12 protein-coding genes are annotated in these 13,385 nt (G+C 47.4%); 3 read left to right on the top strand and 9 right to left on the bottom strand.

All coding sequences use genetic code 11. The features are described from left to right. Positions 1-114: 114 nt before the first annotated feature. The 7 genes from X919_RS0103860 to X919_RS16455 form a co-directional block, all read right to left on the bottom strand. On the bottom strand, positions 115-783 hold the full coding sequence (locus X919_RS0103860; protein WP_028899097.1) for a hypothetical protein: 669 nt from the start codon (positions 781-783) through the stop codon (positions 115-117). A gap of 2 nt (positions 784-785) precedes the next feature. Further along, positions 786-1,226: a hypothetical protein gene (locus tag X919_RS14735; RefSeq protein WP_051502409.1), complete on the bottom strand. Its 441-nt coding sequence runs from the start codon at positions 1,224-1,226 to the stop codon at positions 786-788. A gap of 2 nt (positions 1,227-1,228) precedes the next feature. Then, positions 1,229-1,900: a hypothetical protein gene (locus tag X919_RS0103870; protein WP_028899098.1), complete on the bottom strand. Its 672-nt coding sequence runs from the start codon at positions 1,898-1,900 to the stop codon at positions 1,229-1,231. Between the two features lie 102 nt (positions 1,901-2,002). After that, positions 2,003-2,551 (bottom strand): phosphodiesterase, encoded by a 549-nt coding sequence (gene yfcE, locus X919_RS0103875; RefSeq protein ID WP_028899099.1) that lies wholly within the window; start codon positions 2,549-2,551, stop codon positions 2,003-2,005. Between the two features lie 18 nt (positions 2,552-2,569). After that, complete coding sequence (locus tag X919_RS0103880) at positions 2,570-4,459, bottom strand: RecQ family ATP-dependent DNA helicase (RefSeq protein WP_028899100.1); 1,890 nt, start codon at positions 4,457-4,459, stop codon at positions 2,570-2,572. A gap of 9 nt (positions 4,460-4,468) precedes the next feature. Further along, positions 4,469-6,220, bottom strand: a complete 1,752-nt coding sequence (recJ, locus tag X919_RS0103885) for a single-stranded-DNA-specific exonuclease RecJ (protein WP_028899101.1) — start codon at positions 6,218-6,220, stop codon at positions 4,469-4,471. 679 nt (positions 6,221-6,899) lie between these two features. Next, positions 6,900-7,334, bottom strand: coding sequence for a hypothetical protein (locus X919_RS16455; RefSeq protein ID WP_155949654.1), 435 nt, complete (start codon positions 7,332-7,334; stop codon positions 6,900-6,902). Between the two features lie 52 nt (positions 7,335-7,386). Between X919_RS16455 and pheT the strand changes: the two genes are divergently transcribed. After that, entirely contained in the window at positions 7,387-9,855 is a 2,469-nt protein-coding gene (gene pheT, locus X919_RS0103895; RefSeq protein ID WP_028899102.1) for a phenylalanine--tRNA ligase subunit beta, read from the top strand. A gap of 36 nt (positions 9,856-9,891) precedes the next feature. Continuing rightward, positions 9,892-10,626 (top strand): YebC/PmpR family DNA-binding transcriptional regulator, encoded by a 735-nt coding sequence (locus tag X919_RS0103900; RefSeq protein WP_028899103.1) that lies wholly within the window; start codon positions 9,892-9,894, stop codon positions 10,624-10,626. 209 nt (positions 10,627-10,835) lie between these two features. Here the strand turns inward: X919_RS0103900 and X919_RS0103905 are convergent, their stop codons facing one another. After that, entirely contained in the window at positions 10,836-11,084 is a 249-nt protein-coding gene (locus X919_RS0103905) for a hypothetical protein (protein WP_028899104.1), read from the bottom strand. A 36-nt stretch (positions 11,085-11,120) separates the two neighbouring features. Then, a complete protein-coding gene (locus tag X919_RS0103910; RefSeq protein WP_028899105.1) occupies positions 11,121-11,504 on the bottom strand; it encodes a hypothetical protein in 384 nt (127 codons plus the stop codon). An 86-nt stretch (positions 11,505-11,590) separates the two neighbouring features. Here X919_RS0103910 and lepA point away from each other — a divergent pair, with 86 nt between their 5' ends. Beyond that, the gene (gene lepA, locus X919_RS0103915) at positions 11,591-13,384 is read left to right on the top strand and encodes a translation elongation factor 4 (RefSeq protein ID WP_028899106.1); all 1,794 of its coding nucleotides are present in this window, start codon (positions 11,591-11,593) and stop codon (positions 13,382-13,384) included. Position 13,385 lies beyond the last annotated feature (1 nt).

The following is a 13,385-nucleotide window of genomic DNA, read 5'->3' on the forward strand; positions in this document are numbered from 1 at the left end:
ACTGATGCTTTGTAGGAGACCCTTCTGGTAGATTTATAGCTTTCTTCGGTGCTTCTAAATAAACCTCATTATAAGGATAGAACTTGGCACGTGCCTTGTTGAAGGTGAGCATCTTTACTTCTTAGGCTGTTGATAGCGTACGATATCTCGCTGGAGATACTGCCTAAATGCTGGGAACTCCTTATCAGTATACTCAAGAATACGTTCCCGAGCCTGCAAAGGAATGCGATCCAAGCGTATGAGTTGGTCATATTCTCCGAACTTAGGGTAATCTACCAAAAGCCTGGAGAACTCCTCCTCTGAGATAGGGGGATGATCTGTCTTAATTACTTCAAATGTCCCATTATAGGCTTCTCCCTGATAGAGTAGCGTACTATAACTTCTCTCGAAATTATATCCAAAATCTATCCGCCTTAGCCTCTCTGCCGTTCCTGGACGGCATTCGTAAAGGATTATTCCGTATAGGAACAGCTTGCCTGGATACTCCGGATAGGAACGATACGAGAAACTCAAATAGTTATCGTAGTCATCTCTCAAAAAGTCCAAGCCAAAGTATCCCGCATTGGACTCAATGGCGCAATAAGGGCTGCCATCATCATTGAGTATCGTTGCAAAGTAGACCTCTTGCTTCTCGTGGGCTTCACGAGAAGCAAGCTCCAATAGACCCTCTTTCTTCTTGCGACGAGAATAGCGAGTTTTGTTGTAGCTATCTAATTGGAATAGGGTGGTTTCTTCTGTACAAATATGATTACCTACCCAAGTACTATTAAATATTGTCTTCATAACTAATTATATAATTTATTATTCGTATTTCTGATTTTTATGCGAAGCTTATCTGCATAGTTTATTACATTTTGTGGGATTGGCTTCTTTTGCACAGGCACCTCGAGAATCATTTTCCCTTTTAAGTCACGCCCTTGGTTAACCTCGAAAATACCTTTATTCAAACCTGTTCTATTTGAAGGCACATCAGCAATGATCGAACCAGGTGCGTATTTATCCGATAGTTCCTTTAAATAACGAATTGCAGTCTCCTCTGACACCTCACTAAGCTGGGTATACTTACGAGAAACAATCTCGCCCGTGTGAGGGTTATAGGAATCCAGCCTCACATACTGATGCTTTGTAGGAGACCCTTCTGGTAGATTTATAGCTTTCTTCGGTGCTTCTAAAAAAACCTCATTGAAAGGATAGAACTTGGCACGTGCCTTGTTGAAGGTGAGCATCTTTACTTCTTAGTCTGTTGATAGCGTGCGATGTCTCGCTGAAGATACTGCCTAAAAGCAGGAAACTCCTTGTCCGTATACTCAAGAATACGTTCCCGAGCCTGCAAAGGAATGCGATCCAAACGTATGAGTTGGTCATATTCACCGAACTTGGGATAATCAACCCAAAGCTTCTCCAGCTCATCTTTTGAGATGGGGGGATGCTCTGCTATGATTTCCTCATAAGTGCCATCAATCATCTCCCCTTGATAGATGACAGTTTTAAAACTTCCTTCTTGAGCATAGGTGTAATCTATTCGACGCATTTTCTTATCCGTTCCTGGATAACATTCAAATAAGAAGATGGCCTTTAGGAATAACTTCCTGGGATGTTCATTGTACTCCCTATACTCATATAATAAGTAGTTATCGTAATTCTCCCTCAGGAAGTCCAATCCAAAGTACCCCACATTGGACTCAATAGCACAGTAGGGGCTACCGTCATCATTGAGTATCGTTGCAAAGTAGACCTCTTGCTTCTCGTGGGCTTCGCGAGAAGCAAGCTCCAACAGCCCCTCTTTCTTCTTGCGGCGAGAATAGCGAGTCTTGTTGTAGCCATCTAACCTAAATAGTGTACTGTCCTCACTTTGTAATTCTTTATAGCCTTGACTCCAGGCCCTAAATGTCACTGTCATATTTTTACTATGTATGTTGCTAAATAAAAGTGCACAACTGCAAATGGCACTATTGGACGCTGACGTTTCATTTATTTCTTCTCCGTGATAGCCAGATATCATTCATTTTTCTTTAATATTGATTTGCTTTAGTGGGAGGCCATCGAGTGTGAATATGGTGAATGCCCCATGCTCATAAGTGGCAAATGTTGGCGGATTTCCTCCTTTTGGAAAGGTAATAGAGCCCGTGTTACAGACAATTCCTTTGGCATCGCACGATAGTTCCCAAAGGTGAGTATGTCCATAGATGATAGCATCGAACTGGCCTTTTGGGCGATGCTCCTTGTTATATATGTGGCCATGCGTAAGCAGCATCTTGTGCCCCTCATCAACTAAGAGCATATAGTCTTGCATGATGGGAAAGTCGAGTAGCATTTGGTCAACTTCAGAGTCGCAATTACCTCTGATAGCTATAATTTTGTCAGCTATAGCGTTGAGCTTTTCGGCGATTTCCTTTGGGTTTAATCCTTCGGGCACGCCATTACGCGGACCATAATTAATGATATCTCCTAAAATGCAGAGTATGTCACAATGCATGTTGTCGAAGTGTAGCAACACCTTTTTTAATGTGGGCCATGAGCCATGAATGTCGGATACCAGTAGATATTTCATTTTATATTTTAATTATATTTATTTCTGTTGCATGAATGTACCATCAAAATCTATGTGCTCTTCATTCAGCAGTTGTTCCATCGCCTTCTCGATATCTTTCTGGGCAAAAGGTAGAGCATGCATTTCTGCTGTGCAATGAGGTTTCCCATCGCGCAGTAGTTGTATGATTGCTGTTTGGCAAGCTACTATCTTATCGGATATATGTTGTTTTTCTCCAAGGCACACATCACACTGATTACAATCTTTCTGCACTGTTTCACCAAAGTATTCTAATAGTTGACGGCTACGGCATATATGGCTATTTTCAGCGTAATTGATGAAAGCTTGAATACGCTTTTCATATTCGAGCTTTCTGTCTTCGTAAACTTCGGATGTGATATTTAGTCGAAAGCCGTCGATTCTGTTTCGTAGATAGTGGATGAAGGGCATTTTGCGTTGTGGAATGAAGTGCACGATGCGCTGTTCGGTAAGCCCTTTCAATATGAGATAAACTTCTTGTGGGGATAGGCCTGCGTGTTGCGAAATGAGCTGTTCGTCAATGTAGACGTAATCATTGAACAATCCGCCATAGAGTCTCAAGATTGCTTCGATAGTTGCATCTTCTTTTGGAGTAAGATGGTCTAAATAATAGAGTTGGTTGCGTGAGAGTAAGAATTGGATACGAGCAGCGCTACTGGGATCATCTTCGTAGACGATGTGACCTAATTGTGATAGGATGTGGAGTGAAGAGAGCGTATAGGTGATAGAGAGCTGATAGATTTTGCAAAACTTATTAATGTCGAAACTGAAGGTATAGCCAGCGCCACTATCGATGCCAATTTGAAAATAGTAGGCTAAGCTATCGTATACCTTTCGGATATAATCTTTTGGTGGGAAGTTATCGTCAATGCGCTTTTGCAACTTTCGTGCATCAACCGAGTTATACAGCAATACAGCATAGGCTTTTTTCCCATCTCTTCCAGCACGTCCCGCTTCTTGGAAATAGGCTTCGATGGAGTCGGGACCATCGATGTGTATCACAAGGCGCACATCAGGTTTATCGATGCCCATTCCAAACGCATTTGTGGCCACGATGACGCGTACTTTGTTACTCATCCATTCTTCTTGTCTTATGGTTTTTGTGACATGTTCTAACCCCGCATGATAGGAAGTAGCCGTGATGTTGTTTTCTTGCAGCAGCTGTGCTATTTCCTTTGTTTTCTTGCGGCTTCTTACATAAACGATGGCGCAACCAGGAACAGCTTGCAGAATATGCACCAACTCGGCTTCTTTATCAGCGGCAATGCGCACAACGTAAGCCAAGTTCTTGCGTTCGAAGCTCATTCTGAACACGTTTTTCTCGCGGAAGGCCAAACACTGTTGGATATCGTCAATCACTTTATGTGTGGCAGTTGCGGTGAGTGCCAGGATGGGAGCTTCGGGTTTTATTTTTCTGAGGTTGGTGATTTGTAAGTAGGCAGGTCGGAAATCATAGCCCCATTGGCTGATGCAATGGGCTTCGTCAACGGTGATGAAACTCACGTGCATGTGGCTCACTTTCTTTTGAAAGAGTGGGCTGCCGATGCGCTCGGGCGAAACATAAAGCAGTTTGATAGCACCGAAGACGGCATTCTCGAGGGTCTTTAGAATCTCGTTTCGTGTCATGCCCGAGTAGATTGCTGCTGCGCTGATGCCCTTGGCCTTCAGATGGTCTACTTGGTCTTTCATGAGTGCAATGAGTGGTGTGATGACGATGCACACGCCGTCTAAAGCTAAGGCTGGGACTTGAAATGTGATGGACTTTCCGCCGCCCGTGGGCATCAGTCCTAATGTGTCTTTACCACTACAAATGCTTTGGATAATCTCTTCCTGAATGCCGCGAAAGTTGTCGTAGCCCCAATATTCGCGCAGAATTTGGCGATAGTCCATGCTGAGTAGCTATTCTTCGGGTGGTGTGTCGGTAGGTGTGCAGGCTTCTTCGGCTCTGATGTCTTCAATCTGCAATTGAACTTGATTGCGTTTAAAGACGTTGGCCTCTAAGGTGTAGGCAATGTCGAAAGCGCGTTTGCTTTTAATGTAGCGTGCAGCGGCACTCTGGCCAAAGGCAATGCCGTTGACAATGGTGCTCGATTTCGAGTCGACCAATTCTAATTTAATGTGCTCTTGCTCGCGGCCAACGACCTTGCTGGTGCCGTAGTCGTAGACACCCAATGTGGCAAACACGGGCTTTGTGCATTCAGGCCCGAAGGGAGAAAAGTTTTTCAAATCGTGGAAGAATTTTTTGCTAATATCCTTAAAGTCAATCAGCGCGTCGATGTGCAATGTTGCTTCGGTTTGTTCGGGTGCAATATGCTCTTCCACATATTGCTGGAACAATGTTTTGAATTTGGGAATATCGTCCCAGCGCAGGGTCAACCCGGCTGCATAGGTGTGGCCGCCGAAATTGAGTAGCAGGTCGCGGCAGCTTTTAATTGCTGCATAGACATCAAATCCAGCCACGCTACGTGCCGAACCGCTGGCCAAGTCACCATCGCGTGTGAGCACCACCGTTGGCCGATAATAAATCTCCGTCAGGCGAGATGCCACGATGCCGACGACGCCTTTTTTCCAATTCTCGTCATAGAGCACGATGCTCGATTGATGCTTTTGCGTTTCCAGTTTTGAGACGATGAGGTTGGCTTCTTCGGTCATCTGCTTGTCGATGTCTTTGCGTTGCTCGTTGTATTGGTCAATGTGCCGCGCTTTTTCGAGGGCGTTGGCATAATCGTTTTCAACCAATAGCTCGACGCTCTCCCGACCGTTCTCCATGCGCCCCGATGCATTGATGCGAGGACCGATGCGGAAGCAGATTTCGCTCATCGACAGCTCACGATTGGCCAGATTGCACACCTCGATAATGGCTTTCAGTCCGAGGCTTGGGTTTTGGTTGAGCTGTTTCAAACCATAATAAGCCATGATGCGGTTTTCCTCAACCACAGGCACCAAGTCGGCGGCTATCGACACGGCGCAGAAGTCGAGAAACGGAGAGAGTTTGGAGAACGGGATGCCATTATTTTTAGCCCAACCCTGCATGAATTTAAAGCCCACGCCGCAGCCGCAGAGATGCTTAAAGGGATAGCGGTCGTCGGGGCGTTTGGGATTGAGGATGGCCACTGCCGGCGGCATTGCCTCGTCGGGCACATGGTGGTCGCAAATGATGAAATCGATGCCCAACTCCTTGGCGTAGGCGATTTCGTCGATAGCCTTGATGCCGCAATCCAAAATGATGATGAGCTTCACGCCCGTCTCCCTTGCATACTCAATGCCTTTGCGGCTCACCCCGTAGCCCTCGTCGTAGCGGTTGGGAATGTAGTAATCGATGTTCGAATAGAACAGGCGCAGGAATTTATAGACCAAGGCCACCGCCGTGCAGCCATCCACATCATAATCGCCATAAACCATGACGCGCTCCTTGCGCCCCATGGCGTCGTTGAGCCTATCAACGGCCACGTCCATATCTTTCATTAAGAAAGGATTGATGAGGTTGGAGAGTTGCGGTTTGAAAAATCGTTTTGCCGCCGACTCGGTTGTGATGCCGCGTTGAATGAGGAGCTGCGCAAGGATGGGGCTCATCGAGAGCTTCTCGCCCAATTCGCGGGCTGCGGCCTGTTCTTGTGCCGTGGGGGCTATATAGTTCCATTTAAAGTGCATGTCTGTCTACCTTTCCGTATGCGAATAATTGATTGGTGCCATCAAGCTGATTTCGAGTCGTGAAACGCTGAAATCTGTGCTCAAAATTACAAAATAAAACGCAGATAGTGGAACATTTTCCTAACATTTATGCGATTTTAAGCCCATCTGCACCTTTTCTTTGCTCGTTTTTGTGAGGCAGAAAATGGAGGTCATCGTGATTGCCGGCCAAGCGGGAGTGCACCATCACAAACGCATGCTTTCGTCAATCCGAATGGGAATTTGGTGGTGCAAAAGGTCGCCGGAAGAGGCTCCGCCGACGGACTAAAACAAGAAAAGGTCGCCGGAAGAGGCTCTGCCGATGGACTAAAACAAGAAAAGGTCGCTGGAAGAGGCTCTGCCGACGGACAAAATCGAAAATGATTGCCGGAAGAGGCTCCGCCGACGGACTAAAACAAGAAAAGGTTGCCGGAAGAGGCTCCGCCGATGGACTAAATCGAAAAAGGTTGCCGGCGAACAGTTCGACGATGGACTAAATCAAGAAAAGGTTGGCGGCGAACAGTTCGCCGACGGACTAAATCGAGAAAAGGTTGCCGGCGAACAGTTCGCCGATGGACTAAATCAAGAAAAGGTTGCCAGCGAATAGTTCGCCGGTGGACTAAATCGAAAAAAGGTTGCTGGCGAACAGTTCGCCGATGGACTAAATCGAAAAAGGTTGCCGGCGAATAGTTCGCCGATGGACTAAATCAAGGAAAGTTGCGTGGCAGAGGGGTTTGATGGAGGTTGGTAGGGGCGGCGCCTGTGTGCCCGCCCGTGTCGCCCCACAAGGGCGCATCCATCGGTAGCAAGTGTGCATCATGCGTGATGTAGAAACATTTCTACGCATGGAAACGCCTCCTTTACGGATGGGGACGCGCCTTTTGCGGATGGAAACGCCGCTGCGCGGACGTTCGGGCGGGCACACAGGCGCCGCCCCTACCATTTCTCGTGTGGCTCCGTGTCCGAAGGTTGCTGGCGAATAGTTCGCCGACGGGCTAAACGGCTCATCGCAGGGTGTAGGCGGGCCCATCGGGCTTATTGGACGCGGCGAACAGGCGTTGGCTTCCACCTTTTTTATATTGTTCTTGCGTATCAATATGATTTTTTATAACTTTGTGCTCGGTTTTTGACGAAACGAAAGATTAAAAATGAATATCTCGTATAAATGGCTAAAGGAGTATGTCGATTTCACGCTCACTCCGCAGGAAACGGCCGATGCGCTAACATCAATCGGCTTAGAAGTTGACGCCTTGGAAGAGGTGCAAACCATAAAAGGTGGTTTGAAAGGGCTTTTCGTGGGGCAGGTGCTCTCGTGCGAGGCCCATCCCAACAGCGACCACCTGCACATCACGCAAGTTGACTTGGGACGCGATGTGCCGAGCCAGATTGTTTGCGGCGCTGCCAATGTGGCCGCCGGGCAAAAGGTGATTGTGGCCGATTTGGGCTGCGTGCTCTATGATGGCGACGAAAGCTTCACCATCAAGAAGAGCAAATTGCGCGGCGTGGAGTCGATGGGCATGATTTGTGCCGAAGACGAAATTGGCGTGGGCTCGTCGCACGATGGCATCATTGTGTTGCCCGACGATGCGGTGGTGGGTACTCCGGCTGCAGAATATTATCACGTGGAGAGCGATTGGCTGATTGAGATTGACATCACGGCCAACCGTGGCGATGCGCTTTCGCACTATGGCGTGGCGCGCGATCTCTATGCTTGGCTCAAGCAAAATGGCTATAAGACACGGCTGCATCGTCCCGATTGCGAGGCGTTTCGCGTGGACAACGAGTCTCTTCCTATTGCCGTGGAGATTGAAAACCGCGAGGCTTGCAAGCGCTATGCTTGTGTGAGCATCAGCAACTGCGACATCAAAGAGAGCCCCGAGTGGCTGCAAAACAAATTGCGCACCGTGGGGCTGCGACCGATTAATAATATCGTCGACATCACCAACTACGTCATGATGGCCTACGGACAGCCCATGCACTGCTTTGATGCCGACATGGTTGAGGGGCATCAGATTGTGGTGCGCACCGAACCTCAAGGAACTCCATTCGTCACCTTAGATGGCGAAGAGCGCACGTTGGACGAGCACGACCTCTGCATTTGCAATGCCCGCGAGCCCATGTGCATTGCGGGTGTGTTGGGCGGAAAGGGCAGCGGAACCTATGCAACAACCCATAGCGTGGTGTTGGAGGCTGCCTATTTTCATCCCACTTGGATTCGCAAGACGGCCCGTCGGCACGGACTCAGCACGGATGCCAGCTATCGGTTTGAGCGCGGCATCAATCCCGACGATGTCGTTTATGCCTTGAAGCAAGCGGCCATCTTGTGCAAAGAGCTCACGGGCGGACAGATTTCTATGTCCATCAACGACGTCTATCCGTCGCCCATCGAGGGGAGCCGCGTGAGCTTGTCCTACGATTATGTGCATCGGCTCATCGGGAAAGAGATTGGCGCCGACACCATCAAGCGCATTGCTGAGAGCTTGGAGATGAAGGTGCTCTCGGAAAATGAAGAGGGATTGGAATTGCTCGTGCCCGCTTATCGTAGCGACGTGCAACGTCCGTGCGATGTGGTGGAAGATATTCTGCGCATCTATGGTTATAATAATGTAGAAATATCCAATCACTTGAGCAGCGCTTTAGTCATTGCGGGCGAAGAGGATGAGAGCCATCATCTGCGCAATCTGATAGCCGAGCAGTTGGTGGGCAATGGATTTTATGAGATATTGAACAACTCGCTCACGAAACTTTCTTATTATGCAGGGCGCGAATGGACGGCCTATCCCGAAGCACGAATGGTGAAGATAATGAACCCTTTGAGCACCGATTTAGGGGTGATGCGCCAGACGATGCTCTTCGGCGGTTTGGAGAGTTTGGTGCGCAACATCAACCGCAAGAACAGCAACCTGCGCTTCTTCGAATTTGGTAATGTCTATCAATATACGAAAGAGAAGTGGGAGAGCGACCATCCCGACAAGGCCTATAGCCAGGATTTGCATTTGTCGCTCTGGCTGACGGGCAAGCAGGTTGAAGGCTCATGGTTGCAAGCCAATGCCGACAGCAACGTGTTTGAATTGAAAGCCTATCTGCACAACATCTTTGTACGCGTGGGCGTTTCGGTCGAGAAACTGAGTGTCACAGCCAGTGAAAACAACATTTTCAGTGCAGGCTTGACTTACAGCACACGCAACGGCAAGGTGCTTGCCGAGATAGGTGTCTTGTCGTCGGCTGTGCTCAAAGAATTTTCTATTGGGCAAGCCGTGTATTACGCCGACGTTGATTGGGAGGCACTGATGCGTGAGGTGCGCAAACATAAGGTTGAGTACCAGGAAATCAGCAAATATCCCGCTGTGAGTCGCGATTTGGCCTTGTTGCTTGATAAGGATGTTTCGTTTGCACAGGTTGTGCAAATCGCTAAGCAAACCGAGAAGAAGCTGTTGCAGCGTGTTGAACTCTTCGATGTGTATGAAGGCAAAAACTTGCCCGCAGGCAAAAAGAGTTATGCGGTGAACTTCATTCTGCAGGATGCCGAGAAAACGCTCAACGATAAAGCGATTGATGCCATCATGCAGAAGTTGATTAAGCAGCTCACCACGCAGTTGGGTGCTGAATTGCGCTAACAAACCAAGTATAAATCATAAGAAAATAGAATAAAAATGGGAAGAGCATTTGAATATCGCAAAGCAACAAAGCTAAAGCGATGGGGGCACATGGCCCGCGTGTTTACGAAATTGGGTAAACAAATAGCAATCGCAGTAAAGGCTGGTGGACCCGAACCAGAAAACAATCCGACGCTTCGTGCTTTGATAGCCAATTGCAAGCGCGAGAATATGCCGAAGGATAACATCGAGCGTGCAATTAAGAACGCGATGGGAAAAGACCAAAGCGAATATAAGGAGGTGACCTATGAGGGTTATGGCCCTCACGGCGTAGCCGTTTTTGTCGACACCTTGACCGACAACACCACGCGCACCGTGGCCGACGTGCGCTCCATCTTCAACAAGTTTAATGGCAACATGGGCACAACGGGCAGTCTGTCATTCCTGTTCGATCACAAATGTGTGTTCACCTTTAAGAAAAAGGAGGGGCTGGATATGGACGAGTTGGTGCTCGACCTCATTGATTATGGTGTTGAAGACGAGTATGACGAAGACGACGAGACGAATGAGGTTACCATTTATGGCGACCCGAAAGAGTTTGGCAACATTCAAAAACATTTAGAGTCTGAGGGCTTTGAAGTGACGGGAGCTGAATTCACTTATATACCAAACGACCTCAAAGATGTGACGCCCGAAGAGCGCGAAACGATTGACAAGATGGTTGAACGTTTGGAAGAGTTTGACGATGTGCAAACGGTTTACACCAACATGAAACCAGAGGTGGTTGAATAAATCATTGCATGATAAAAGCGAAAAGAGTGGCGCACGGCTGTGTTGCCACTCTTTTTTATTTTGCTCAAATCCTGAACCGTAATCCCGAACGACACCCGTTTATCCGTTGCGGAACGCATAAAAACGAAGAAAACGTTTATGTTAGTGCTTGCGGAAGCTCCGCAAGCGCCAAATTCTTTGTTTTACCATTTGCGGAAGCTCCGCAAGCACTAAATTTTTTGTTTTACCATTTGCGGAAGCTCCGCAAGCACTGAATTTGTTGTTTTACCATTTGCGGAAGCTCCGCAAGCACTAAATTCTTTGTTTTGCCATTTGCGGAAGCTCCGCAAGCGCCAAATTTTTTGTTTTACCATTTGCGGAAGCTCCGCAAGCATTAAAATTTTTGTTTTATCGTTAGCGGAAGCTCCGCAAGCATTTCGGAAATTAATTTTATCCCCTTGGAAGGTCGATAAACGCATGGCTGAATGCTTTTATGGGCAAGGCTTCTGCAAGGTTTAGTGGATTTGCTCCTTGAAGAGCACTTTCTGAGGCTCTTTTGTAGAATGCACAACATACATCACGTGTATGCCCGCTTCAAGATAGGTTTTGAGCCCGATGTCGTTTTTAATGCCAGCCTTCAAACCCTCAACGAGCTTGTTTCGGTTGATGGCCACCATTTTTTCGTCGTCCATTTTGTCGCTAAATGCGCAGTAATAGATGAGGGTGCGTGTCGCCCGGTTGAAGACCAAGCTGTCTGTTCGCGTGAAGTTTTCAATAGGTGTGGGGCACATCTGCTTCGTATAGTCGGCTGCCTCCCGGGCAGCTCTGTCGTCAACGGTTTCGTGCTGGCAGCCTACAAGCAGTGAAATTACTGCGCTTAAGAATAATGCTTTTTTCATTGTTCGGCAATTTTATTTCACGCAAAGTTACTAAATTATTAAAGGAATTTCGTTAACTTTGCGCGTAAAAGTAATTTTTCAGCCGAATGGAAACGATAAATAATATACGAAACTTTTGTATTATTGCACATATAGACCATGGCAAATCTACACTTGCCGATCGTTTGTTGGAGAAGACAAAAACGATTCAAATCACAGAAGGCCAGATGCTGGATGACATGGATTTGGAACGTGAACGCGGCATCACGATTAAAAGCCATGCCATTCAAATGGGTTACAAAGCACAGGATGGTAAGGATTACATTCTAAACTTAATTGATACGCCAGGACACGTAGACTTTTCTTATGAGGTCTCGCGTTCGATTGCAGCTTGCGAAGGCGCATTGCTCGTGGTTGATGCCACGCAGGGTGTGCAGGCACAGACTATATCCAATTTGTATATGGCGATTGAGCACGATTTGGAGATTATCCCCGTGATCAACAAAATCGACATGCCCAATGCGATGCCCGACGAAGTGGAAGATGAGATTATTGAACTTCTCGGTTGCAAGCGCGAAGAAATTATTCGTGCGTCGGGCAAGACGGGTGAGGGCGTGGAGCGCATCTTAGAGGCTGTTATCGCGCGTATTCCCGCACCTGTCGGCGACCCCGAAGCGCCTGCCCAAGCTTTAATCTTCGATTCCATTTTTAATAGTTTCCGTGGGGTAATCGTGCTATGCAAAGTGGTTAACGGCTGCATCAAGAAGGGTGAAAAGGTGAAGTTCTTCAACACGGGAATGGAATATACGGCCGATGAAGTGGGTGTTTTGAAGATGGATATGATGCCCAAGCAGGCGCTCACAACGGGTGAAGTGGGTTATATCATCAGCGGCATTAAAACGGCAACCGAAGTGAAAGTGGGTGACACGGTTACCTCTGTTGCTTATCCCTGCCGCGGAGCGATTGCCGGATTTCAGGAGGTGAAGCCTATGGTTTTTGCAGGTGTTTATCCCATCGATCCCAATGACTATGAGAACTTGCGTGCTTCTTTAGAAAAGTTGCAGCTTAACGATGCCGCTTTAACCTTTTCTCCAGAGAGTTCTGTAGCTTTAGGTTTTGGCTTTCGTTGTGGCTTCCTGGGGCTGTTGCACATGGAAATCATTCAAGAACGTTTGGATAGGGAGTTCAATATGGATGTTATTACCACCGTCCCTAATGTGTCCTATATGGTTTACGACAAACAGGGCAATGTGAAGGAGGTGCACAATCCATCGGGCTTGCCCGAACAAACGCTTATCGACCATATTGAGGAGCCTTACATTCGTGCTACCATCATCACAGCGGCCGACTACATAGGTTCCATTATGACCCTCTGTTTGGACAAGCGTGGGGAGCTCATTAAGCAAGAATATGTGAGCGGCAATCGGGTGGAATTACACTTTTATATTCCGCTTGGTGAAATCGTTATCGACTTCTATGACAAACTCAAAAGCATTTCAAAAGGCTATGCTTCGTTCGACTATCACATTGATTCATTTCGTCCGTCGAAGTTGGCTAAATTGGATATTTTGCTCAATGGTGAGCCCGTTGATGCACTCTCGACGCTCACTCACGAAAGTAATGCCGTGACCTTTGGACGCAGGATGTGCGAGAAACTCAAAGAGCTTATCCCTCGACAGCAGTTCGACATAGCCATCCAGGCAGCGATTGGAGCTAAAATTATCGCTCGTGAAACGGTTAAGCAAGTGCGGAAAGACGTTACGGCCAAATGTTATGGTGGTGATGTCAGTCGAAAACGAAAACTCTTGGAAAAGCAAAAGCAAGGCAAAAAGCGCATGAAGCAAGTGGGCAACGTGCAAGTGCCACAAAAAGCCTTCTTAGCAGTATTGAAATTGGATTAAG

The sequence above is a fragment of the Prevotella sp. HJM029 genome (assembly GCF_000599605.1).
In the GTDB taxonomy this organism is placed as follows: Bacteria; Bacteroidota; Bacteroidia; order Bacteroidales; family Bacteroidaceae; genus Prevotella.

Bases quoted from the DNA above. Each gene is read 5' to 3' on its own strand.
- pheT (WP_028899102.1), top strand. From the start codon at position 7,387: ATGAATATCTCGTATAAATGGCTAAAGGAGTATGTCGATTTCACGCTC.
- recJ (WP_028899101.1), bottom strand. From the start codon at position 6,220: ATGCACTTTAAATGGAACTATATAGCCCCCACGGCACAAGAACAGGCC.
- X919_RS0103880 (WP_028899100.1), bottom strand. From the start codon at position 4,459: ATGGACTATCGCCAAATTCTGCGCGAATATTGGGGCTACGACAACTTT.
- X919_RS0103870 (WP_028899098.1), bottom strand. From the start codon at position 1,900: ATGACAGTGACATTTAGGGCCTGGAGTCAAGGCTATAAAGAATTACAA.
- X919_RS0103905 (WP_028899104.1), bottom strand. From the start codon at position 11,084: ATGCGTTTATCGACCTTCCAAGGGGATAAAATTAATTTCCGAAATGCT.
- yfcE (WP_028899099.1), bottom strand. From the start codon at position 2,551: ATGAAATATCTACTGGTATCCGACATTCATGGCTCATGGCCCACATTA.
- lepA (WP_028899106.1), top strand. From the start codon at position 11,591: ATGGAAACGATAAATAATATACGAAACTTTTGTATTATTGCACATATA.
- X919_RS14735 (WP_051502409.1), bottom strand. From the start codon at position 1,226: ATGCTCACCTTCAACAAGGCACGTGCCAAGTTCTATCCTTTCAATGAG.
- X919_RS0103910 (WP_028899105.1), bottom strand. From the start codon at position 11,504: ATGAAAAAAGCATTATTCTTAAGCGCAGTAATTTCACTGCTTGTAGGC.
- X919_RS0103900 (WP_028899103.1), top strand. From the start codon at position 9,892: ATGGGAAGAGCATTTGAATATCGCAAAGCAACAAAGCTAAAGCGATGG.
- X919_RS0103860 (WP_028899097.1), bottom strand. From the start codon at position 783: ATGAAGACAATATTTAATAGTACTTGGGTAGGTAATCATATTTGTACA.